The organism is Bacillus sp. Au-Bac7 (genome assembly GCF_021341655.1).
Lineage (GTDB): Bacteria > Bacillota > Bacilli > Bacillales > Cytobacillaceae > Niallia.
In genome coordinates this window covers 141,933-165,028 of the sequence record NZ_JAJTTG010000006.1, presented here as the reverse complement: position 1 = coordinate 165,028, position 23,096 = coordinate 141,933, and the positions used below count along the sequence as shown (strand labels likewise).

Here is a 23,096-nt window from a genome sequence, read left to right as displayed (position 1 = left end):
ACTATATCCAAAAACAACATTCCCTATTAAATAGAAAAAAAACACTCTTCCGCGTTAGTTTACCTCTTTTCATGTAAAAAAACGAGACACTTGTCAGAATATCTGACCAGTTTTCACTTTAACCAAATCTCTTTAATCTTGTTACATATCATATCATTATAAAATTATTTAGAAAATTACTTTTTTAATAAAAGAGCAGAATTCTTGTGAATATCACTCTTAAGGTTATTTATAACAGGAGTTACGCCTCCATTAACATACAACAAATCCCGATTACCTTTTAATCGGGATTTGTTCGTATTTTAAGAGACAGCTGTTAGTCTTCGTGTCTGATTTTCTCTATTTCATCTGCAACAAACTGCACTTGTGTGCCGACAATGACTTGAATGCTAGTTGGGCCGACGATATTAATTCCCGGCACTCCCGTCGCTTTGATTTTATTCTGATTTACTGCATTCATGTCTTTCACTTCAATTCTTAATCTTGTTACACAGTTATCGACAGAAGCGACATTTTCATCTCCGCCTAAACCTTCGTATATTTGTGAAGCCATTGCAGCAAATTTGTTATCACCAGTCTGTGTTGTTACCGCTGCTTCTTCAGCAGTCTCTTCCTCACGTCCTGGTGTCGTCAAGTTAAACTTCGTGATTAAAAAGCGGAACAGCGTATAATAAATAACGGCGAAAACCAACCCTTGAACAATCAGCATATACGGCTGGTTTGCCAAAGGCAGCCGTGAGCTTAAAATAAAATCAATTAAGCCACCGCTGAAGGAGAACCCGGCCGTCCAATGGAAGAAGGACGCGATTGCCAGTGAGAAACCAGTAAGCACGGCATGAACTAAATACAATCCAGGTGCTGCAAACATAAAGGCAAATTCAATTGGCTCTGTTACACCTGTTACGAATGCCGCAATTCCTGCTGCAAGCATAAGGGATGCGACTTGCTTCTTTCTTTTCGTCTTAGCTGTATGGTACATTGCCAAAGCAGCTGCTGGCAATCCGAACATCATAACAGGGAAGAAGCCTGCTTGATACATACCGGTCACACCTTTTTCCCCTTTGCCAGCCCAGAAGTTCCCGATATCATTAATACCTGCTAAGTCAAACCAGAATACGGCATTCAGCGCATGATGGAGACCTGTCGGGATAAGCAGTCTGTTGAAGAAACCATATAAACCTGCTCCGATTGCTCCTAGCTTACTGATTTGTGTTCCAAATGATACTAATCCGCTGTAGATAGCCGGCCATAAGAATAATAAGATAACAGCAACTACAAGCATACTGACAGCACTTAGAATTGGAACAAGCCTTTTGCCGCTGAAAAATGCAAATGCGGCTGGAAGCTGTGTTTTGCTGAAGCGATTATACATAATCGATGCGACTATACCAGAAAGCATCCCAATAAAGGCATTTTCAATTTTTGTAAAGGCAATATTCACATCTTCTGGATTAACTCCTTGAAGCATCGCAACGGAATTTGTGGATAACAATGTCTTAATAACTAGAAATGCTACTAAACCGCTTAACGCAGCAGATCCATCCTTATCCTTAGATAATCCTAATGCAACCCCAACTGCAAATAAATATGGAATATTGTCAAGAATGGAAGAACCAGCCTTTATTAGAAAAGCTGCTGTTGGACTGTCTGCTCCCCATCCAGAAGGGTCGATTGCATAACCTATCCCCATTAAAATCGCTGCCGCTGGCAATACAGCTACAGGCAGCATTAAAGCTCGACCAAGTTTTTGCAAATAAGCTTTCATACTATTACCCCTTTAGTTTTTCAAAGTAAAAAAATTATATATAATAGCTTAGATTAATCTTCTTTGTTCGTTTAAGCCCTCCCCTCCTTTACGTCCTGGAAATAAAGCTGAATCGCTTTTTTTAAATGCCCCTCTGATTGTGTTAAGAATTCCGCTGCTTCCTCAGCTGCTGCACCTGTCAGAATCAAAAATGCTGCTGATTTCAAGTTAAGGTCTGCACTCATAAGAGCAGCCCGCGCCTCTTCCTCTGTTGTATCTGTTATGTTAATCAGCATCTGCACAGCTCTGTCCACAAGCTTTTTGTTAATCAGTTTCATGTCTGCCATTTCATTTTGATATACTTTGCCGAGCTTTGTCATCGTTGCTGTTGACAGCATATTCAAAATCATTTTTTGAGCTGTGCCTGCCTTCAGCCTTGTTGATCCCCTAATCACTTCAGGTCCTGTTGGCGCCTCGATCCCGATTTCGCATATAGAGGATAAAACAGTTTGTTCGTTGTTGCTGATTCCAATTGTCATCGCACCGACTTGAGCTGCAAGTTTTGCAGCAGCGAGAACGAAAGGTGTTGACCCGCTGGCTGTTACCCCTATCACCACATCGTCCTTTGCAAGAGAGTGGCTGTTCAGTGCAGCAATAATCCAGTTATCATCATCCTCTGTTTCTTCAAGGGAATTCCACATTGCTTCATATCCGCCAGCAAGGAGAGGCACCCATCTGTTTTGCGCGATTGAAAACGTCGGAACTAGCTCTACTGCATCAACTACCGCCAGTCTGCCACTCGTCCCTGCCCCAACAACAAAGCATCTGCCGCCGCGCTTCCATCTGTCAGCAATCCCATCGACGGCAAGGCTAATTTCTGCCAGTGCTCCACGGACTGCCTGAGCAACTCCTTCATCCTCCTTGTTCATAAATTGAACAATCTCTAGTGTTGACCATTCATCTAAATGAAGACTGTGTGGATTGCGCTGCTCTGTTCCTCTTAATTCGCTCATATTTTCACCTCTTCATATCGATGACAAATTTATAGCGGTCTCCTCTGTAAATGGATTTAACATACTCAAAGGCCGCTCCATTTTCCAAATAGCTGTAGCGTTCAATAAGCAGCACAGGATCGCCTTCCTCAATTTTTAATAAATTGCATTCATTTCCTTGAGCAAGGGATGACTCCAGCGTTTGTGATGCATGGCTGATTGTAAGCTGCAGCTCCTTTTCAATATAATCATAAAGGGAGGCGTGAATGGTTTTTTCGGTCAGGTCAGTGATAATATGGGCCGGTAAATAAGAAACCTCCAGCGCCATTGGACTTTCATCTGCTAGCCTTAGACGGCTCACTTCATATACCGGCATGTTTTCTTCTATTTTCAGCTTTGCAGCAATATTTTTGTCAGAACTGATTTGTTGAAAAGAAAGGATTTTCGTCTGCGGCTTCATCCCCCTTGAACGCATATCCTCTGAAAAACTCGTCAAGCCGGAAAGAGGCTGCTCTACCTTCTGTGCTGCAACGAAGGTTCCTTTGCCTCTCTTTCTAACTAAAATACCTTCATTGACAAGATTATTGATAGCTTGACGGACAGTCATTCTGCTGATGTCATATTTCTCTGCAAATTCTCTTTCAGAACTAATTGGGTCCCCAGGATTTAAGCCCTTTACAAGCTCCTTTATTTCCGTTTCCAGCTGAAAATAGATTGGAATATGGGAATCCTTAATAATCAACGATACACACTTCCTTCTTTATCCTTCAAAATTGCCAAAGCTTCACTGTCTGCAATTATTGTTACATCTGGATGCTGCTTCAGAATAGATGCAGGAATATCTTCTGTCACCTCTGTTTGGAAAAGATTATATAAGATCGGCGCTTTTTTGCTGCCTGAAGCGAGCAAAATAATTTTTCTGCTTTTCATGATGGTAGAGATCCCCATAGAAATCGCATGTGTCGGTACGTCATCGCGATTTTCAAAGTATCTTGCATTTGCCTCTCTTGTTGACTCATCCAATTCGACAACACTTGTCTTCGAGGTAAATGATGTGCCCGGCTCATTGAAGCCAATATGGCCATTTTCGCCAATACCAAGAATTTGTAAGTCCACTCCTCCTAATTTGTCGATCAGCTCCTCATATTCTGCGGCATCTTGTTCATATGGCGGTGTTTCCGCCTTTGGAAGATGAACATTTTCTCTTTTAATGTCAATATGATCAAACAGATGCTTATCCATATAATAGGAATAGCTTTGTTCACTATTTGCCTCTAAGCCCACATATTCGTCTAAGTTAACAGTTTTGATGTTTTCATAGGATGTTTTGTTTTGCTTAAAGTCTTCTGCAAGACGTTTATATGTCCCAGCAGGTGTTCCGCCAGTTGCCAAACCAAGAATAGCATCAGGCTTTTCCTTCACAAGTCTGATGATGGCATCTGCTGCCTGCGCACTCATTTTTTCATAGTTATCTACTTCGATCCATTTCATTATTCTGCACCTCCGGATTTTGCTGCGATTATTCCTCTGCAAATGGTTAAGATTACTTTATTGTTGTCATCTAGTACGACTAAATCTGCATCCTTGCCTGTTTTAATACTGCCTTTTCTATCTAAAACGCCAATTTGTTTAGCTGGATTATAAGCACCCATTGTGATGACATCCTCTAACGAACAGCCTGTAAAAGCCATCATATTGGTGAGTGCATCATTCATCTTTAAAGTGCTTCCAGCAAGAGCCCCATTTTCGAGCAACGCTTTGCCGTCTTTTACAATTACTTTCTGACCGCCTAGTGAGGAAACACCATCTTCAAGCCATTTTGCTCTCATGCTGTCTGTTATCAGAATGATTTTATCCTTCCCCTTTTGTTTATAGGTCAGTTTGACGATTTCTGGATGGATATGAACTCCATCTACAATCATCTCTGCTGTTAACTCCTCATGAAGGAGGACAGCTCCAGCTGTGCCTGGGTCTCTATGATGGAAACCTCTCATGCCATTATATAGATGTGTAACATGATTCATTCCTGCTTGTACGGCTTCAACTACTTCCTCATAAACAGCATCTGTGTGTCCCATTGACGCGACAATACCATTCTCTTTTAAGTAAGCTGCAAGCTTTAGCCCATTCTCCTTCTCAGGCGCTAATGTAACCAGTCGAATCTGGTTACCAGCCAGTTGATTCCATCTTTGGAAAAGCTCAATATCTGCCGTTTTAATTGCATCGAGCGGCTGTGCTCCTGCTCTCTTTTCATTAATAAATGGTCCTTCTAAATGAACGCCCAGAATTTCTGCCTGGCCTGGTTTGTTGTCTGTTTCTATAAATGCCGAAATACACGTAAGCGCAGATTCAATTTCTTCCTGCCCTTGTGTCATCGTTGTCGCTAAAAAGCTTGTTGTTCCCTCATATGGCAGGATTTCGGCGATCGTCTTTAGTCCATCGTGTGAACCATCCATCGCATCGGCATTTTTCGCCCCATGAATATGAATGTCAATCATCCCTGGAATAAGCTTGCTTCCTTTAGGGAATGATATTGTTTGCACGTTCTCTGTCTTCTCAAGCTCCGCTAATTTTCCGTAAGAATGAATCCTTCCTTTCTCCATAAGCAAATAACCATCTGAGAGCACTCCCTCTTCTGTGTAAATGGTTAAGTCTTTAAGAAGCAAAAGCTCACCTTGTTCCTTCATTGTCATAACATGATCCCTTCTAACTGAAAATAATTTATCAACTATATAACTAGATGTCTAGACCAGTTAATTCAATATAAACCAATTCTAGCAAATATTAAAAATAATGCTTGGTTTTTGTTAGATTATCTGACCTATTTTTTTAGCGATCAATCGAAACCGCTTACAAGCAGATTATAAATGACTGCCCTTTATATTGTCAATACTTCTATTTTATTCTCCCCTTTCCCTTGGATTTTATTTCTAAAACTAGCATAATTTCGTGAAAAATGTATAGTTTTATACTAAATATTTCATAATGGTGATAGCACTAGTTTAACTAATAGCTTCAAATAAATACATTAAAGAAAGTTTGGATGATAGATGAATCTACTCTTTTTTCGGCCGAAAACTAAAACTGCCAGCGATTATGAGCTTTTCCAGCATCCCAACCAGACTGCAGCCCCCATTGTAACGGTGGTTACACCTGTATACAACAATGATGCCACTATAAAAAAAACAATCGATTCTGTTTTGAATCAAACATTAGGAGAAAAAATTGAATACATCCTCGTGGATGACGGTTCAACAGATAATACCCGCTCCATTCTGCTTGAGTACAGCAAGAAACATCCAAATATTAAGCTAGCATTCCTAAAGAAGAATACAGGGACACCTGCCTACCCAAGAAACTTAGGTATAAAGCTTGCTAAGGCTCCCTATATTTCATTCCTTGATGCAGATGACTGGTTTGAATTATCCGGGCTTGAAAAGCTTTATAATGTGCTTAAAGAAACAAATGATGATTATATCGTGGGTAAAACTGTGAAAATACGGACAGACGGTACAGCAATCGTGGGAGAGCATGAATCAAGCACAGAGCGAAGGAATGTTCCGCCAGTTTCTATCCCCCATATCTTTCATCACTTAGGACCACGAGCAAGAATGATGAAAACGAGCATTATTAAAGAAAATGGCCTAAAGTTTCCTGCCATGAAATTTGCCGAAGATAAGCAATTTTTTATGGATGTGCTCGCATGCTGTAAATCCATCTCAACAACAAAAGATGTCATTTACTATTTAAACAGACTAAACGAAAATAAAGATTCCTTAACTTCAAGAACGAATGTCCTACATAAGATGAAATGTAATCAAAAGGTGATTCGCTACTTTAAGGGCAAAGAACTTGATCCTGTTATAAAAAAGATGATACTGAACAGATTATATGAATTTGACTGCTTTACCGGCTTTATCAACCGTTACCATACTTTGCGAAGTGAAAAATCTTCAGTAAAGCATAAAGCAAATGACTATTTGAAAAGGAAAGCCTATGTATGGACAATGAAAAAAACATTAAGGACAGCTAAGAGTTTAGATTATGACATTAGCGATCATTTCTTTAAGCCTATTAACAAAGCATGCTATCAGCTTTTTAAAAACGGTTGCTATAAGGAAGTGGAAGAACTCACCCGCTGGCATGCGAATACAAAAATAAAGAACTTTCATTTTAAAGATGATCAAGTCTTTATGGTGTCACCATTAGCAGAGCCCTATAAATATATCGAGCTTCCAGCTCATGCAGAGCTTGCCAACTGCACCCCTAACACGGACCATATTAGCCTTCATTTGAAGGCAACAGGTGTTGATGCAGCGATCCAAGAACTTCTTTTACGGGACAGGCAGTCCGCAGCATCAGAATTCAGCCTTCCTGCATCCGTCGATGAAAATGGTGAAGGAATAATAGCCATACCGCTCGAGTGGCTAAGCGCTCTTCCAAAATCAGTGTACAATCTTTATTTACGCTACAATGACTATCAAAAGGTGCAATTGCATATCCCGGCATCTATAGAAAGCTTAAAGAAACAGCAGAGTAAAAACTGTCATTTCTATTGTACTGTTAATCAAAATCTTGCTTTGAAAATTAAATAAAGAAAAAACAGGATGCATCCATAATAGATGCATCCATTTTTCATTCGTAATTCGGCAGCCAGCTTCCATGTGCTTCAATTAAATCATCACACATGGCAACAATATCATCAATAGACAGTTCAGCTGCAGTATGAGGGTCCAGCAGGGCTGCTTGATAAATATATTCTTTTTTCCGGGTGACAGCAGCTTCAATTGTCAGCAGCTGTGTATTGATATTAGTTCTGTTTAATGCAGCTAGCTGCTCTGGAAGCTCGCCTATATAGCATGGCAATATCCCGTTGCGATCAACAAGGCATGGCACCTCGACACATGCCTTTTCAGGCAGGTTGCTGATTAAGCCGCCTGTGTTTAAAACATTGCCTCCAAATTTGAAAGGGATGTTTGTTTCCATCGCTTCGATAATTCTTGAACCATATTCGTGGGAGCGCACATGTGTTAGATTGCTGTTATGTACAAGCTCCTTGCGCATTTTTTCCCAGTTTTCGATTTGCTGAACACAGCGGCGCGGATATTCATCCAACGGAATTTGAAAGCGGTCAATTAATTCAGGATAGCGCTTCTTAATGAAATATGGATGATATTCAGCATTATGCTCTGATGATTCAGTCACATAAAAACCAAATCTCTCCATCAATTCAAACCGGACCATGTCCGAATGCTTTTGCAATTGCTTTTCTCTCGCACGCCTCTTTATTTCTGGATATAAGTCCTGCCCGTCTGCTTTTACTTCCAAAAGCCATGCCATATGATTAATCCCCGCAATCTTCTCCTCTACATTACTAGCTTTTATCCCTAAAGACTTTAAAAGATGGGATGTACAAACTTGAACACTGTGACACAGTCCGACTGTCTTAACATTCGTATAACGGAGCATCGCACCAGTAAGTGCTGCCATTGGGTTTGTATAATTCAAAAACAAGGCATCAGGACAAACTTCTTCCATATCCTTCGCAAACTCAAGCATGACAGGAATAGTCCTTAAACTGCGGAAAATACCGCCAATTCCAACAGTATCTGCAATTGTTTGACGCAGACCGTATTTTTTCGGAATCTCAAAGTCGATAACTGTGCTAGGCTTATACCCGCCAACTTGGATGGCATTTATCACATATTTTGCTCCTCTTAATGCTTCCTTCCGATTGGAATAAGCTTTTATCGTAATAGAGCAATTATAGTTGTTACGCAAATTGTTCAGCATATTTTCCGAATCCTTCAAGCGGCCTTCATCAATATCAAACAGAGCAAACTCAAAACCTTCCAGTGCAGGGACCATCATGCAGTCTCCTAGTACATTTTTTGCAAACACAGTGCTTCCTGCTCCGATGAAAGTAATTTTGGACATATGTTTTTCTCCCCTCTATTCTTCTATAAAACCGCTATGCTTGTTTACGCAGTATGTTCCTGTATGCTGTATTAACATTCCAAGTCAGCCACAGCGCTATCGTGCTTCCTAGGAATAACAAGAAGAAGCCGGCGAATCGGCTGAAAACAGCAAAAATCGTGATAGTGCCGATCACCATAATTGCGCTGTGTGCAATCCGGGTAATGCTCATAAACAGCATACTTTTCAGCACTTCCCTTATAGTTTGTTTCTTTTCCACTAATAGAGGAAATAAGTATGGAAGCATAATGATATAAACAAATGCAATAGTCAGTAGAGTATATCTGAAAACTACAAAAATAGTACTCTCTGCTTGTAAAAAAAAATGGAAATCAACATACAGCAAGATACCAGTAAATAGAACGATTGCCCCTAAAATATTTGCCTGGATGAAATACGCTTTGAACTTTAGCATAAACTCTCGGAACATATGGTCATCTCCCGCTCCCTCGAGCCATTGTTTCGTTAAAGAAAACATGGCTGCAGTTGCAGGAAAAATTCCAAACAGGACAAGTCCTGCGGCTGTAAACAGCAGCCAGAGAAGATTAGCATACAGCAGGCGGTATATCCATGTGCACGCATTCATCAGCTTGTTAATAAGATCACCTCATTAAGGATAGTTCTAACCATCAATGACTTTAGCCTTTAGAGCCCGTTAAGGCGATGCCTTCAATAATTTGTTTTTGGGCAAAAATATAGACAATAATAACTGGAATAATGGAAATGGTCGTTCCAGCCATCATCAAGGACCAGTCTGTAAAATATAAGCCTTTAAAGGTATTCAAGAGCAGCGGAACAGTGAAGTTTTCTGGTGAAGTTAAATAAATCAGCGGCTCTAAAAAACTGTTCCATATTCCCATAAAGGCAAATATTCCGAAGGCAGCAAGTGCTGGTTTGATCAATGGCAGTATGATGCTTCGATAAATCCGAATTGGGTTTGCCCCATCTAATACAGCTGCCTCGATTTGTTCATTCGGTATCCCTCTAATAAACTGCCGCAATAAAAACACCCCGAATGCATTAAACAAGCCAGCTGGAACAATTAAGGATAGATGTGTATCAATCCAGCCAAAGGCATCCATAATTAAGTACAATGGCACCATCGTCACTTGCTTCGGTATCATCATTGTTGCCAAGAACATAATGAACAGCAGATTGGAACCGCGGAAGCGCATTTTTGCGAAAGCAAATGCAGCCATGGAACAAGTCAGCAAGTTTAAAAGCACAACAACTGCTGTTATATAGAAGCTGTTAAAATAAGCTTTTGCAAATGGCATGGCTGTTAAGGAATTGGGATAGTTTTGGAAATTAATAGGATTAGGGAACCATTTCGGCGGCACAAGGAAAATTTGCGACATATCTTTCAGTGAGCTGCTTATTGTCCAAAGGAAAGGTGCAACCATCAAAAAGGCACCAGCAATTAGGACAAGATGGAGCAATATGCGCAGAACAGAGATTTTTTTCTTTGTTGGCAATGGAACCACAGGCTTGGGGGCTGTATTAACCGGTACGTCATTGATCTTCATAATGCACCCACCTTTTCGACATTTTGAATTGGATTAGCGTAAATGCGAGTATGATGACAAACAATACCATTGCTGCTGCCGAGCTGATACCCATTTTGAAATCAACAAAGGCGGCTTCGTAAATATGATACACAAACGTGTAGCTCGATTTAGCAGGTCCTCCGCTTGTCATAACATAAGCCTGATCAAAAACTTGGAAAGAAGAAATAATTGCCATTATAGCAATGAAGAAGGTCGTTGGTGATAGCAGAGGCAAGGTAATATGGCGAAGCTTTTGCCACTTTGTTGCTCCGTCTATTTCTGCCGCCTCATAATAGGATTTAGAAATCCCCTGCAGGCCTGCCAAAAAAATAACCATATTATGTCCTAGTCCCCACCAGATACTTAGAATAGCAATCGATGGCATGACCCAGTTTGTGTCTGTCAGCCACATTGGTCCTTTAATTCCAAAGTTTACTAGAATTTGATTTAATATGCCGAAGTCTCCATTTAAAATCCACATCCAGATAACCCCGATAGAAACAGAGCTTGTAACAACAGGCATAAAATAAAAAAGTCTGTAGAAATTTTTGCCCTTAATTTTATTGAGAGCAATTGCAACCGCTAATGACAAAGCGATACTGACAGGAATGACTAAAATTGTATAATAAACCGTATTTCCTAAGGCCTTCCAAAAGTCGGCATCTTGAAATTGATCGATATAGTTAGCTAACCCAATAAATTCTTTAGCGCCAAACCCGTCCCATTTCATAAAGCTCAATGTTAATGTGAAGATAACTGGAATCAATGAAAATAGTATTAATCCGATTAATTGCGGAGCTAAAAATGCATATCCCCAAAGATTTTGTCGGCCTCTCATCAGCGTTCACCCACTTTTTTTAAAATAGAAGGGGGAAAGGAATTCCTTCCCCTTCCTCCATTTACTTTTTTATTCCGCTTTATGTTCTTCAATCATTTCTTTCGCTTTTTTCGTCAGTTTATCTACAGTTGTCTGGGCATCATCTTTGCCAAGATACATCAAGTCCATTATGTCATTGACTTCCTTATCCAACCCAGGAATGGTGGATTGAATTGCGTTTGCATAGCCTTTTTCCCTTGCTTCAATAATATAGTTGACATGCTCTGGAACATTGGAGCTAGTAATTGCTTCATCAATACCATTGATAGAAGGAATTGCATTTCCGATACCGTTAAGACGCTGCTCTTGCCCTACCTTAGATGTGTAGTAAGAAACAAATTTCATCGCCGCCTCTTTATTTTTTGAATCTTTATTAGCAGCTAGATATGCAGTCGGAATGGCAACAGGCTCTTGCTTATTTTCTGTATTAGATGGCCATGAAATATAATCCCATTCTAATGATTTATTTTCATGGAAAAGTGGTGTGAACCATCTGCCTGCAGTAACCATGCCAACTTGCCCTGACATAAACATCGCCTCAGAGCCTTGACCTTTCGGCAGAGATCCTGAATAAGTGAAGTTCTTTCCTTTAATCATTTGCTCCAAGAAACTCATTGCGCCAATTCCTTTTTCATTTTGATTGAGAATGAATTCGCCAGTCTCTTTGTTGTAAATTTCCCCGCCGTTAGCCCAAATCCAGCTGAAAAGAGTATTCCATGAGTTATCAACAATTAATCCGTATTTGCCGCCGTCACGCAGGGCATCAGTCACTTCCTTCATCGCTTCGAAGTTCCATTTGCCTTCGTCATAATAGTCCTGAGGAGACTTAATTCCAAGCTCTGAAAACAGCTTTTTATTGTAATATATAAGCATCGGATTGCAATCGACTGTGATGCCGTAAATCTCATTGTCTTTTTTAGCCGCTCCCCATAACCCTTCTGCAAATTCATCTGGTTTTGCATAGCTTTCCGAGCTGTTCATAAATTCACCGAGCGGTGCAAGCTTGCCCGTTTCAATAATTTTGGAAATATCACCGTCACCGACATAGAATACATCTGGTGCTTGGCTTCCTTGCAGCTGTGTTTGCAGCTTCTGAATATACCCATCACTTGGGATTGGTACTAACTTCACTTTAATATTTGGATTTTCTTTCATGAATCCATCGACCGCTTTTTGATACACCTTTATTTCAGCTGGATTTCCCCATGCTGAGAAGGTGAGCTGGACTGTATCGTCTGACCCCGAAGTGCCTGATTTGGAACTGCAGGCTTGCAGTATTGGCACAAGCACTAAAATCATGACGATTGTTAACAAAATCAGCTTGCTTTTTTTCATGTTTCTTCCCCTCTTTTCTCTGTTTGATTTCTGACTATCCAAGAGGACCCCACTCCCTTAAATAAACTCAGAGTCTAACACGTTCATCTCTTTAAAACATCAGACAAACTTGCAACCGCTTACAAACTTAAAGAAAAAATTTTGTATTTCTATGATGTCAGACGGGGATCATTCCTAATAGCGCAATATGTAACCGCTACCAATTACAAGTTTTAGTCTAAGTGCCCGCTTCCGCTTTTTCAAGAATATCCCTTACAAAAATTTCCCTATAATTCGAGTTACGAAGGGATATTTGTCGCCGTGATGTTTGATTTCTTGTCCTGTTTCTTTTATTCTTTTAATGAAAACAGTTCCAAAAATAAAAAAGATGCTTTAAAATAAAAGAGAAGAAAAAATTTTTCTAACAAGTTTATGTTTTCTAGAAATTTTTTTTGTTACCGTTTACTCTTAATTTATATTTAAGGATTTTATGATAAAGGAGATTTCGTAATGTTTAAGGATTCCTTCTATTTAGGTGTTGATATTGGAACGACAAGCACAAAAGCTGTATTATTCGGCGAAGCTGGCAAGGTAATCAGCATGCATCATGTTGAATACCCGCTTTACAGCCCTGCACCTGCCATTGCCGAGCAAGACCCTGATGAAATACTTTCTGCTGCGAAAGAAGCAATCAAGACTACATTGAAAAAAGGTAATGTCGAGCTGGAGAAATTAAAGCTTGTTTCCTTCAGTGCTGCGATGCACAGTATAATTGCTCTCGATAATAAAAACAAACCCCTGACTAAATGCATCACGTGGGCAGACAGCCGTTCAGCTGAATGGGCAGATAAAATTAAGAATGAGTTAAATGGGATGGAAATATACAAGCGCACAGGCACTCCAATCCATCCGATGTCTCCTCTTGCAAAGATCGCTTGGCTTAGAGCTGATCATCCGGAGATCTTCACAAAAACTGCTAAATTTATTGGTATAAAGGAATATATCTTTCATCATTTCTTTGGAGAATTCATTGTCGATTATTCCATTGCTTCTGCTACAGGTTTGTTTAACCTAGAACAGCTTGACTGGGATAAAGAAGCACTTGAAATTGCTGGAATAACTCCAGACCATTTGCCTTTACCTGTTCCGACAACACACGCTGTCACAGGTCTCAAGGAAGAGCTTGCTTTAGAGCTCGGTCTCTCTCAAGAAGTTCCTTTTATCGTTGGAGCCAATGACGGAGTTCTATCCAATCTAGGTGTAAATGCTATTGATCCTGGCGTGGTAGCTGTCACAATCGGCACGAGCGGTGCAATCCGAACTGTAACAGATAAACCTGTGACAGATCCAAAAGGGCGGACTTTCTGCTACTGCCTCACAGAAAACCATTGGGTAGTCGGCGGTCCTGTCAATAACGGCGGAATGACGTTCAGATGGGTTCGTGATGAACTGGCTTCATCAGAAGTGGAGACTGCAAAGCGTCTAGGCATTGATCCGTATGAAGTGTTAACGAAGATTGCTTCCCGCGTTCTTCCTGGAGCAGACGGACTTCTGTTTCATCCATATTTAGCAGGAGAACGAGCTCCGCTTTGGAATTCGAACGCAAGAGGCTCCTTCTTTGGACTTGGTCTTCACCATAAGAAAGAACATATGGTTAGAGCTGTGCTTGAAGGCGTTATATTAAATCTGTATACAGTAATGCTTGCTTTGCAGGAGGTAATCGGTGAGCCGAAGCAAATCCAGGCTACTGGCGGTTTTGCCCGGTCTGAGCTTTGGAGGCAAATGATGGCTGACATCTTTAATCAGGAAGTGACAGTCCCTGAAAGCTTTGAAAGCTCTTGCCTTGGTGCAGTCGTTCTCGGCATGTATGGACTTGGAGAAATTGAAGATTTCAGCATTATGAAAGAGCTTGTCGGCAGCACACATGCTCATAAGCCTATCAAAGAGAATGTTGTCATCTATGAAGATTTAACACCAATCTTTATCCGTATCTCCAGATTGCTTAATAATGAGTATGAGTATATCGCTGACTTCCAGCGCAAGTGGGTTAAATAAAAAGAGGCTGCAGCAATTAGCTGCAGCTTTTTTTACTTCTTCTCTACACTATGGCCTCCGAATTCATTTCTTAATGAAGCTACGACTTTTCCTGTGAATGTATCCTCCTCTAACGAACGGTAGCGCATCATAAGCGACATCGCAGTCACAGGCATCGCCACTTGCAGATCAAGTGCTGTTTCCAGTGTCCACTTTCCTTCTCCTGATGAATGCATTACTCCTTTAATGCTTTCAAGTTTTGGATCTTTCGAGAAGGCATTTTGTGTTAATTCCATCAGCCATGAGCGGATGACAGAGCCATTATTCCAAACTTTCGCAACCTGCTCATGATCAAAGTTGAATTCACTTTTCTCAAGCAATTCAAACCCCTCTGCAATTGACTGCATCATTCCATACTCAATTCCGTTATGAACCATTTTTAAGAAATGGCCGCTGCCAATTTCTCCTGTATATAAATAACCATTCTCCACACAAATATCTCTAAAAAGGCCTTCCACACTTGTGAAGACGTCTTTGTCTCCTCCAATCATCATGCACGCACCGTTTCTAGCTCCACTTGTTCCCCCGCTAGTGCCTACATCAAGATAATGAATGCCTTTTGTCTTCAGCTCAGCTGCTCTCCTTTTTGTGTCCTGATAATGGGAATTGCCACCTTCTATGATAATATCCCCTTCTTCTAATTGCTCGCTAAGCTCTAAGATAACATCCTCGGTAATTTTTCCTGATGGTACCATTACCCAAATCACCCGCGGACTTGGCAAACTAGCAGCTAAATCTGCTATTGTCTTTACACCAAGGGCACCAGCTGCTGAAATTTTTTCTACAGCGCTTACATTTACGTCAAAAGCTGTTACACTATAATTATGATCCAATAAATTCTCTGCTAAATTGAATCCCATTTTTCCTAGACCTATTAATCCAATATTCATTTTTATAACGCTCCCTCATGAAAAAAATTTTCTCTCTCATCTTTATTATACGAAATTTTTTTCATTAATGAAAGCGTATTAAAAAATATTTTTTCTAATTTTGAATATGCTATACTATACTTATAATATGTCGAAAGGAATCAAATGATATGGCACAAAACTGCTTAGGAAAAATCCGCTCCTATTATGCAAGACTAAGTGAAAAAGAAAAAAAGATTGCAGATTATATATTAGAAAACCCTGAAAAAATTATTCACAGTACAATCAATGAGCTTGCAGAGGATTTAAACGTTGCAGATGCAACTGTATTTCGATTTTGCAAACGAATAGGCTTTAAAGGCTATCAAGCGATGAAAATCGCGCTCGCATCTGAAATCATTGAGCCTATCCAGCATATCCATGAAGAGATAAATGAACAGGATAATGTGAAAACAGTGACAGAAAAGGTGTTTATGTCGAATATTCGCACATTGGAAAATACTTTGCAGCTGGTAAACGGTTCGTCCATACAAAAAGCGGCAGATTTTTTGCTTGCAGCACAGCGTGTAGAGTTTTATGGAACTGGAGGATCAGCAGTCATTGCAATGGATGCATTTCATAAATTTGTGCGCACAGGAATAAAAGCGTTTACATTCATTGATTCACATTTTCAGCTGATGTCTGCCTCCCAGCTTTCTGATCGTGATGTAGCTGTCGTCATCTCCCATTCCGGTACGAACAAAGATACAATCAATATCTTAAAAACAGCAAAAACCAATGGCGCCAAAACGATTAGCATTACAGGATATCCAAAATCACCAATCGCTCAACATGCAGATGTGGCACTGTTTACAAGCTCAGAGGAAACAGAATTCAGGTCTGAGGCCCTTTCCTCCCGGATTGCTCAATTAAGCCTGATTGATGCTCTGTATGTTAATATGATGATTTTAAATAAAGATACAGCCAATAAGTCACTAAAGAAAATCAGAAATGCTATCTCCGATACGAGAATGTAACATAAAAAGGGTGCCAACCTTGATAGCTTCAAGGTTGGCACCCTTTTTCTTTATTTATTATACAAACAGATCCAAAATCAATACTCCTGCAAAGGCAACGAATGAAAGAACCGTCTCAAGAACTGTCCAAGTTTTGAATGTTTCCTCTACTGACAATCCTAAATATTCCTTCACCATCCAGAAACCAGCGTCATTGACATGAGAGAACATTAAGGAACCTGCTCCTGTTGCTAATACAAGCAATTCCACATTAACTCCAGACATACCTGCAATTATTGGAGACACAATTCCTGCTGCAGTTGTTAAAGCAACTGTCGCAGACCCTGTCGCAATTCGGATAAGTCCTGCAATCATAAAGGCTAAAACTAATGGAGACAAAGATAAGCTTTCAGACATATTACCGATTGTAGTACCAACACCACTGTCAATCAGCACTTGTTTAAATGCTCCGCCAGCACCGATGATTAACACGATTGATCCGACTGGCAAGATGCAGTCCTCTGTGAATTTTTTCAATTTTTCCTTGCCTATTCCCTGCTTGAAGCCAAGGAAATAGAATGCAAAGAATACAGCAAGCAGCAGTGAAACCAATGGACTTCCAATAAATGCTAGTGCTTTTTGAACTTCACCAGGCAAGAATTTCATATATGGTGCAGCAGTTCCGATAATCATTAAAATAACAGGCAGCAAGATAGAGAAGAAAGAAATACCTACACTTGGCAGTGCCTTTTCGTCTTTTTCTTCCACACGAACTAATTCTGGCTCGCCTTGTGGTACAACACGTTTATAAATATATTTAGCAAACAGCGGTCCGCCGACAATCCCGGCTGGAAGTGCAATGATAAGTGAGTAAAGCAATACTTTTCCTAGATTTGCATCAAAGATTCCGATTGCCGCAATAGCACCTGGATGCGGCGGCACTAAACCATGAACGATTGACAAACCAGCAATACCTGGCAAAGCAATCAAAAGAATGTTTTTCTTTGTTGCTTTCTGTATAGAGATAACAAGTGGAAGCAGTATTAAAATACCAACTTCAAAGAAAACGGGAATTCCGATAATAAACCCAGAGAAGAACATTGCCCATGGCAGTTTCTTTTCTCCAAAAACTCTAACAAAGAAGTTTGCAATTTGCAGCCCTGCCCCAGATTCGGACAGCATTTTTCCAAGTATTGTTCCAAGCGCCAAAATCCCGACTAAATGACCTAATACGCCACCTACGCCCGTCTCATAAGCGCTTACAATTTTATCCCAAGATAGTCCTGAGAAAATGGCTAGAAATAAGCTTGCAACTGTTAAGCTGATAAATGCATGCCATTTAAACAGGGAAACTCCTAATATAACAAGGACGATTGAAACTAGTGTGATAATTAATAAGTAGGCATCCATATGATGTACCTCCTAGTCAAAGTTGTTTATTTGTAAGTGTTTTCATTTCCTATGTACTTATTATACGAAAAAAAATTTCTTTCATCAACTATTATTTTCGAAAAAAATATTTTAACAATTTCGATTGTTCATTATATATTTACTATCCCCTTTTTGGTTCGTTTCTAAAAAGGGTGGAATAAAAAAAGAAAATTAATCAACAATAAAAAATGATAAAAATTAAAAAAATACCATTGGAGGTATCATCTTGTATTTCTATAAAGAAGATTTAATAAATGTAATTGTTCCTGATAAACCAGACCCAGCCGCAGCAAAAGTCCTTCAAGAAGCATTAGGCGGACGTTTTGGAGAAATGAGAACAATGATGCAGTTCTCTTTCCAAAGTGCTAACTTCCGTGGAAAAGCTAAACAATATCGCGACTTGATCCGTGGTGTATTCCTTGAAGAGCTAAGCCATGTGGAGCTCGTTCAGACAACTATTAATCAGCTGCTCAATGGTTCAGGTGATATAGGTGTAGGTTCTGTTGGCGAAAGCAATGCACCACTTCATGTTGCAACAGAAAATGTTAACCCACATCATTATATAATGGGTGCACAGGCTTCTCTGCCAGTTGATGCCGGTGGAAACCCATGGACAGGAAACTATGTATACAGCCACGGGAACTTAGTTGCTGATCTTCTTGATAACTTAGTTCTTGAGTCAACAGGTGTTTTGCAAAAATCACGTTTATATGAAATGAGCTCAAACAAAACATTCCGTGAAACTTTGGCATTTTTAATTGTTCGTGACAACGCACACCAAAATGCCTTCGCCAAAGCACTTGAAACATTAGGCGTAAACTGGGCAAAACTATTCCCAGTTCCAAACTATGACATCAATAAGTACCCTGAATGCCGCAAGTATGTAGACTTAGGCTTCCATAATGCTCAATTCAACTTCCGTCTTGATGACACTAGAATCGGCGAGATTTTCCAAGGTGAGTCACCAAGCAGAAATAAAGGAGAGCTTAAAGTCGTTGAGCCTCCTCAAGGCTATCCTGTCCCTGAACTTCCTGATATGCCAAATGAGCACAGCCCAGGATTATATGATTTAAACAGTTGATTTCTATGGCCCTTTTCCTTTGAAAAGGGTCTTTCCTCTGTTTTATAAACCGCTTTTCTTCTATTTTAATATAGCTACTTTCCACTCATTATTTTCTCATCATTTTTTTAACTTCTTTTAATGATACTCCTAATTAATTATGCGAAGATAGCTCTTGCGATATAGTTCGTATACGAACTATTTTTGACAAGGTATTAATTCCAGCATTTTTTATGTCTGGTTGGGTAGTTTATTTCATAAGGGAAAAGGAGGCATGGCGTGAAAGAAGCTTTAAACAATGAGCTGATTCGATCGTACGCAAGAATAAGCAAGGCTTACTATCAGCTCCTAAAGGAAGATGCAGACCGGATGGGTTTGACTGCTGTTCAGCTAAAAGCTTTATATCGGGTTTCATTTCAGCCGAATATAAGCTTAGGCGAGCTTGCAGACAAATTACGTCTGACAAAAAGTACTGTCAGCGGTGTGATTGACCGCCTTGTGCAGCAGGATATGATTGAACGGACAACTCAAACAACCGACAGAAGAGCTGTCAATCTACATCTGACAAAGCTAGGAAATGAAAAATTAGAAGCACTGATGCATTCTGACTCTGTCGTTGCCCGCAAAATAAAAGAAATAATGCAATTCCCAGACGAAGATATACAAAAACTGCTTGAATTAAACAACAAAATCTTAACGATTCTCAATTCTAAGGAGGACTTTCAAGAATGAATGCAAGACGCATGATACTTATTAACATCATCCTACTAGTTGTCTTAGTAGGCGGCGGTTTTACCGGCTATTATTTCTATGACAAATCAGTTTCGTATATCTCAACAGATAATGCCCAAATCGCTGGACAGCAAGTAAGCATTGCTTCCCCTGCAACAGGTAAATTAACGAACTGGAGCGGTGATGTCGGAGAAAAATTCGGCAAAAACGAAAAAATCGGTACAGTTGAAGTAACAACAGAAACTGGAACTTCAAAAATCAATGTAAACGTTCCTGCTAACAGCACGGTTGTCCAATCTTCAGCAGTAGAAAACTCATTCGTAGCAGCAGGTACTTCTCTTGCTAAAGCATATGATATGAACAATCTTTGGGTTACAGCAAATGTTGATGAAACGGACTTAAATGATGTAAAGGTCGGTCAAGATGTCGATCTTTATGTAGATGCATATCCAGATACAACTCTTACTGGTAAAGTCGATTCTTTAGGCTTAGCAACATCAAGCACATTCTCTTTGCTTCCTAGCAGCAATTCTTCAGGCGACTACACAAAAGAAACGCAAGTCATTCCTGTAAAAATCTCGATTGATAACTATGGTGGTTTAGATTTAGTACCTGGTATGAATGTAACTGTGCGAATTCATAAGTAGGTGATGACGATGACGATATATATCGCAAGTTATGCAGTGATCAGCATTATATTGCTCCTCACCATCAATTACCTGATTAGGAAACAAAGCAGGAAGCCAAAACCGGCAAAAAATTATGAAAAGGATGAACCAATCCTTAATAAAGAAACATTGCAAACCAGCTCCATCGCTGAAGAGAGTCCGATGGATGATGCCATAAATGATACATTAGCAAAATCTGCGATTACAGAGCCAAGCCTAGAGTATGTCGTAGATGTAGATGATGCCGAAAAACCTGGCGAAGAAGAAATACCTGAAGTAGAAAAAACAGTAAAAGAAAAAGCGAAGGTTGATTTTGAAGGCAGTAAAGGCAAAATTATTGCTGCAGTTATGCTCGGCGCATTCGTTGCGATTTTGAACCAAACATTATTGAATGTTGCCATCCCGCATATTATGAACGACTTGAATGTATCAACAAGCACTGTACAGTGGCTGACAACAGGCTATATGCTGACAAACGGTATATTCATTCCAATTACTCCGTTTTTAATCAGCAAGCTTGGTACAAGGAAACTATTAATCCTTGCAATGAGTGCCTTTACGATAGGGTCATTAGTTTGTTCTGTCTCCACCGGATTCAGCATGCTGATGGTTGGACGCGTTATTCAGGCAGCCGGAGCAGGTGTCATTATGCCGCTTCTAATGACAACATTCTTAACTATTTTCCCTCCTGAAAAACGAGGAACTGCAATGGGTATCATGGGTGTTGCCATGATCTTTGCCCCTGCAATCGGACCGACACTTTCAGGTTGGCTTATCGGACACTATTCTTGGAGGGTGCTTTTCGATCTAGTCATTCCTTTTGGTATTATCGATTTAATTATCGCCTCCATTTGGATGAGAGATGTTACACCGCGTACAAATCCTAAATTTGACCTTTGGGGCTTTATTACTTCCTCTATCGGGTTGGGCTTCTTACTGTACGGTTTCAGTGAAGCTGGAAACGATGGCTGGGACAGCAGTGTAGTTGTCTTATCTCTTTTCATCGGGATTGTGTTCTTAGTTCTATTCGTATGGCGTGAATTCACAACAGATGTACCGATGCTTGATTTAAGAGTATTTAAATATGATATTTATGCTTTAACTACAGTAGTAAGCATGGTTGTTAATATGGCAATGTTTGCTGGGATGATCTTGCTCCCTGTTTACCTGCAAAACATCCGTGGCTTTACAGCATTGGATTCTGGCCTATTAATGCTCCCAGGTGCTATCGTGATGGGTATCATGTCGCCGATTGCCGGTAAGCTGTTTGACCGCTTCGGGGCAAGACCGCTCGCAGTTATTGGACTTGTCATTACTGTTTTGACAACATGGGGCTTTACCCAATTGACGATGCAAACAACTTATGCACATATCATGATGCTTTATATTTTCCGCATGTTCGGAATGTCGTTTATCATGATGACAGTTATGACAGAAGGAATGAATCAGCTGCCTATGCATTTAACAAGTCATGGTACAGCTGCTTCTAATACTGCAAGAACAGTTGCAGGAAGTATTGGGACAGCATTCCTTGTTACCGTTATGACAAACAGATCCACATACCATACTGCTAATTACAGCAATATTATTACAAGTGATAATCCATTTATCGCCGAAAAAATGGCACAGCTTGGTCAAGGCTTTGCAGCATTAGCTGGCATTCCGACAAGCTCTGGTCAGGCACTGGCTGTATCCTCTATTTATGGGAAAGCAGTTCAGCAAGCGACAATTGACGGAATTAACGATGCTTTTATCGTTGCTACAGGTATCTCGGCACTAGCTCTTCTTTTAGCATTTTTCATTAGAAGATCAACGCCTAGAACAAAATCTAAATAATAAAAAACGAGGCTATATCATAGCCTCGTTTTTTTGCTTTATATTACCCTAGAATGTTATAGCCTGAATCTACATAAATGATCTCGCCTGTAACCCCTCTGGACAGCTCACTGATCATAGCTAATGTCATGTCACCAACTTCGTCCTGTGTTACATTCCGTTTCAATGGCGCAGTATCTTCAATCTTATGAAGAATTTCATTAAATGAACCGACACCTTTAGCAGCGAGTGTGCGGATTGCTCCAGCAGAGATTGCATTAACGCGGATATTATCTTTACCCATGTCTAATGCCAAGTATCTCACAGAAGATTCTAGTGCTGCTTTAGCAACACCCATCACATTATATCCGCCTACAGCACGTTCTGCTCCTAGATAGCTCATTGTCGTGATAGATCCGCCTTCTGTCATGAAGGGCTTCGCTTCCCTTGCAACAGCAACTAATGAATAGCTGCTAGTATCCTGTGCAAATGCATATCCTTCTCTTGAAGTATTAATGAAATCTCCCTTTAAATCTTCCGAATGAGCAAACGCAACAGAGTGGACGATTCCATGGATCACGCCAACCTTTTCCCCAATTTCCTGGAAGGCATTTTTTGTGCTTTCATCACTATTAACATCACATTGCACAATCAAATCGGCATTATAGCTGTTATCTGCCAGCAATTTGTTCAACTTAGCAAGAGAGCGGTCAAGACGGTATGTAAATATCAGATTTGCACCTGCTTTAAATAATGATTTAGCCACACCCCAAGCTAGACTCCGTTCATTTGCAACGCCCATAATGACGATATTTTTGCCTTTTAGCTTTAATAAATCTTCCATATTGTCCCCCTAGTTCGACAAGTCGTATTCATAATATTACACCTAGTTTTAGTACTTGGTTCTAATACTATTATAGCATAAACAAATCTAATTTAAATAAGCCCCTTCTATCGTAATCGGATCGATGCCTATATTATG

Annotated in this window: 20 protein-coding genes; 7 read left to right on the top strand and 13 right to left on the bottom strand. The window is 40.0% G+C overall.

Annotated elements, in window-relative coordinates:
* Positions 1-316: 316 nt before the first annotated feature.
* From nagE to nagA, 5 genes are all read right to left on the bottom strand, one after another.
* Positions 317-1,765, bottom strand: a complete 1,449-nt coding sequence (gene nagE, locus LXM54_RS18795; protein WP_233316779.1) for an N-acetylglucosamine-specific PTS transporter subunit IIBC — start codon at positions 1,763-1,765, stop codon at positions 317-319.
* 71 nt (positions 1,766-1,836) lie between these two features.
* A complete protein-coding gene (murQ, locus tag LXM54_RS18790) occupies positions 1,837-2,757 on the bottom strand; it encodes an N-acetylmuramic acid 6-phosphate etherase (protein ID WP_233316778.1) in 921 nt (306 codons plus the stop codon).
* 4 nt (positions 2,758-2,761) lie between these two features.
* Entirely contained in the window at positions 2,762-3,478 is a 717-nt protein-coding gene (locus tag LXM54_RS18785; RefSeq protein WP_233316777.1) for a GntR family transcriptional regulator, read from the bottom strand.
* Positions 3,475-4,227, bottom strand: a complete 753-nt coding sequence (nagB, locus tag LXM54_RS18780) for a glucosamine-6-phosphate deaminase (RefSeq protein WP_233316776.1) — start codon at positions 4,225-4,227, stop codon at positions 3,475-3,477. The genes LXM54_RS18785 and nagB overlap by 4 nt, the downstream gene beginning before the upstream one ends.
* Positions 4,227-5,423: an N-acetylglucosamine-6-phosphate deacetylase gene (gene nagA / locus LXM54_RS18775; protein WP_233316812.1), complete on the bottom strand. Its 1,197-nt coding sequence runs from the start codon at positions 5,421-5,423 to the stop codon at positions 4,227-4,229. Before nagA ends, nagB begins: the two co-directional genes overlap by 1 nt.
* A 363-nt stretch (positions 5,424-5,786) precedes the next feature.
* On the opposite strand from nagA, the gene LXM54_RS18770 reads away from it, so the two are divergent.
* Positions 5,787-7,331, top strand: coding sequence for a glycosyltransferase family 2 protein (locus LXM54_RS18770; protein ID WP_233316775.1), 1,545 nt, complete (start codon positions 5,787-5,789; stop codon positions 7,329-7,331).
* Between the two features lie 40 nt (positions 7,332-7,371).
* Here the strand turns inward: LXM54_RS18770 and LXM54_RS18765 are convergent, their stop codons facing one another.
* The 5 genes from LXM54_RS18765 to LXM54_RS18745 all read right to left on the bottom strand — a co-directional run bounded on the left by LXM54_RS18765 (position 7,372) and on the right by LXM54_RS18745 (position 12,471).
* Positions 7,372-8,673 carry an alpha-glucosidase/alpha-galactosidase gene (locus LXM54_RS18765; protein ID WP_233316774.1) on the bottom strand — a complete coding sequence of 434 codons (1,302 nt, stop codon included), beginning with the start codon at positions 8,671-8,673 and terminating at the stop codon, positions 7,372-7,374.
* Positions 8,674-8,707: 34 nt separating this feature from the next.
* Complete coding sequence (locus LXM54_RS18760) at positions 8,708-9,298, bottom strand: YesL family protein (RefSeq protein WP_233316773.1); 591 nt, start codon at positions 9,296-9,298, stop codon at positions 8,708-8,710.
* A 52-nt stretch (positions 9,299-9,350) separates the two neighbouring features.
* Positions 9,351-10,238 carry a carbohydrate ABC transporter permease gene (locus LXM54_RS18755; protein ID WP_233316772.1) on the bottom strand — a complete coding sequence of 296 codons (888 nt, stop codon included), beginning with the start codon at positions 10,236-10,238 and terminating at the stop codon, positions 9,351-9,353.
* Positions 10,225-11,097, bottom strand: coding sequence for a carbohydrate ABC transporter permease (locus LXM54_RS18750; RefSeq protein WP_442780509.1), 873 nt, complete (start codon positions 11,095-11,097; stop codon positions 10,225-10,227). The genes LXM54_RS18755 and LXM54_RS18750 overlap by 14 nt, the downstream gene beginning before the upstream one ends.
* Positions 11,098-11,166: 69 nt before the next feature.
* Positions 11,167-12,471, bottom strand: a complete 1,305-nt coding sequence (locus LXM54_RS18745; RefSeq protein ID WP_233316771.1) for an ABC transporter substrate-binding protein — start codon at positions 12,469-12,471, stop codon at positions 11,167-11,169.
* Between the two features lie 489 nt (positions 12,472-12,960).
* On the opposite strand from LXM54_RS18745, the gene gntK reads away from it, so the two are divergent.
* Positions 12,961-14,505: a gluconokinase gene (gntK, locus tag LXM54_RS18740; protein WP_233316770.1), complete on the top strand. Its 1,545-nt coding sequence runs from the start codon at positions 12,961-12,963 to the stop codon at positions 14,503-14,505.
* A gap of 32 nt (positions 14,506-14,537) precedes the next feature.
* On the opposite strand, the gene gnd is transcribed toward gntK, so the two are convergent.
* Positions 14,538-15,434, bottom strand: a complete 897-nt coding sequence (gene gnd / locus LXM54_RS18735; RefSeq protein ID WP_233316769.1) for a phosphogluconate dehydrogenase (NAD(+)-dependent, decarboxylating) — start codon at positions 15,432-15,434, stop codon at positions 14,538-14,540.
* Positions 15,435-15,583: 149 nt separating this feature from the next.
* Here gnd and LXM54_RS18730 point away from each other — a divergent pair, with 149 nt between their 5' ends.
* Entirely contained in the window at positions 15,584-16,429 is an 846-nt protein-coding gene (locus LXM54_RS18730; protein ID WP_233316768.1) for a MurR/RpiR family transcriptional regulator, read from the top strand.
* Positions 16,430-16,486: 57 nt separating this feature from the next.
* Here LXM54_RS18730 and LXM54_RS18725 read toward each other — a convergent pair whose 3' ends face one another.
* Positions 16,487-17,818, bottom strand: a complete 1,332-nt coding sequence (locus tag LXM54_RS18725) for a GntT/GntP/DsdX family permease (protein ID WP_233316767.1) — start codon at positions 17,816-17,818, stop codon at positions 16,487-16,489.
* Between the two features lie 247 nt (positions 17,819-18,065).
* Here LXM54_RS18725 and LXM54_RS18720 point away from each other — a divergent pair, with 247 nt between their 5' ends.
* From LXM54_RS18720 to LXM54_RS18705, 4 genes are all read left to right on the top strand, one after another.
* A complete protein-coding gene (locus tag LXM54_RS18720) occupies positions 18,066-18,920 on the top strand; it encodes a manganese catalase family protein (RefSeq protein WP_233316766.1) in 855 nt (284 codons plus the stop codon).
* A 258-nt stretch (positions 18,921-19,178) separates the two neighbouring features.
* On the top strand, positions 19,179-19,631 hold the full coding sequence (locus tag LXM54_RS18715; RefSeq protein ID WP_233316765.1) for a MarR family winged helix-turn-helix transcriptional regulator: 453 nt from the start codon (positions 19,179-19,181) through the stop codon (positions 19,629-19,631).
* Entirely contained in the window at positions 19,628-20,278 is a 651-nt protein-coding gene (locus LXM54_RS18710) for an HlyD family secretion protein (RefSeq protein WP_233316764.1), read from the top strand. Before LXM54_RS18715 ends, LXM54_RS18710 begins: the two co-directional genes overlap by 4 nt.
* A gap of 9 nt (positions 20,279-20,287) precedes the next feature.
* Positions 20,288-22,135 (top strand): DHA2 family efflux MFS transporter permease subunit, encoded by a 1,848-nt coding sequence (locus LXM54_RS18705; RefSeq protein ID WP_282581421.1) that lies wholly within the window; start codon positions 20,288-20,290, stop codon positions 22,133-22,135.
* A gap of 43 nt (positions 22,136-22,178) precedes the next feature.
* Here the strand turns inward: LXM54_RS18705 and fabI are convergent, their stop codons facing one another.
* Entirely contained in the window at positions 22,179-22,958 is a 780-nt protein-coding gene (gene fabI / locus LXM54_RS18700; RefSeq protein WP_233316763.1) for an enoyl-ACP reductase FabI, read from the bottom strand.
* Positions 22,959-23,096 lie beyond the last annotated feature (138 nt).

What these genes read in the sequence shown, in the direction of transcription:
- LXM54_RS18760 (WP_233316773.1), bottom strand. Translation starts at nt 9,298, where the DNA reads ATGAATGCGTGCACATGGATATACCGCCTGCTGTATGCTAATCTTCTC.
- murQ (WP_233316778.1), bottom strand. Translation starts at nt 2,757, where the DNA reads ATGAGCGAATTAAGAGGAACAGAGCAGCGCAATCCACACAGTCTTCAT.
- LXM54_RS18730 (WP_233316768.1), top strand. Translation starts at nt 15,584, where the DNA reads ATGGCACAAAACTGCTTAGGAAAAATCCGCTCCTATTATGCAAGACTA.
- LXM54_RS18770 (WP_233316775.1), top strand. Translation starts at nt 5,787, where the DNA reads ATGAATCTACTCTTTTTTCGGCCGAAAACTAAAACTGCCAGCGATTAT.
- LXM54_RS18705 (WP_282581421.1), top strand. Translation starts at nt 20,288, where the DNA reads ATGACGATATATATCGCAAGTTATGCAGTGATCAGCATTATATTGCTC.
- gntK (WP_233316770.1), top strand. Translation starts at nt 12,961, where the DNA reads ATGTTTAAGGATTCCTTCTATTTAGGTGTTGATATTGGAACGACAAGC.
- LXM54_RS18745 (WP_233316771.1), bottom strand. Translation starts at nt 12,471, where the DNA reads ATGAAAAAAAGCAAGCTGATTTTGTTAACAATCGTCATGATTTTAGTG.
- nagB (WP_233316776.1), bottom strand. Translation starts at nt 4,227, where the DNA reads ATGAAATGGATCGAAGTAGATAACTATGAAAAAATGAGTGCGCAGGCA.
- nagA (WP_233316812.1), bottom strand. Translation starts at nt 5,423, where the DNA reads ATGAAGGAACAAGGTGAGCTTTTGCTTCTTAAAGACTTAACCATTTAC.
- LXM54_RS18765 (WP_233316774.1), bottom strand. Translation starts at nt 8,673, where the DNA reads ATGTCCAAAATTACTTTCATCGGAGCAGGAAGCACTGTGTTTGCAAAA.
- LXM54_RS18755 (WP_233316772.1), bottom strand. Translation starts at nt 10,238, where the DNA reads ATGAAGATCAATGACGTACCGGTTAATACAGCCCCCAAGCCTGTGGTT.
- LXM54_RS18710 (WP_233316764.1), top strand. Translation starts at nt 19,628, where the DNA reads ATGAATGCAAGACGCATGATACTTATTAACATCATCCTACTAGTTGTC.
- LXM54_RS18750 (WP_442780509.1), bottom strand. Translation starts at nt 11,097, where the DNA reads ATGAGAGGCCGACAAAATCTTTGGGGATATGCATTTTTAGCTCCGCAA.
- nagE (WP_233316779.1), bottom strand. Translation starts at nt 1,765, where the DNA reads ATGAAAGCTTATTTGCAAAAACTTGGTCGAGCTTTAATGCTGCCTGTA.
- fabI (WP_233316763.1), bottom strand. Translation starts at nt 22,958, where the DNA reads ATGGAAGATTTATTAAAGCTAAAAGGCAAAAATATCGTCATTATGGGC.
- gnd (WP_233316769.1), bottom strand. Translation starts at nt 15,434, where the DNA reads ATGAATATTGGATTAATAGGTCTAGGAAAAATGGGATTCAATTTAGCA.
- LXM54_RS18725 (WP_233316767.1), bottom strand. Translation starts at nt 17,818, where the DNA reads ATGGATGCCTACTTATTAATTATCACACTAGTTTCAATCGTCCTTGTT.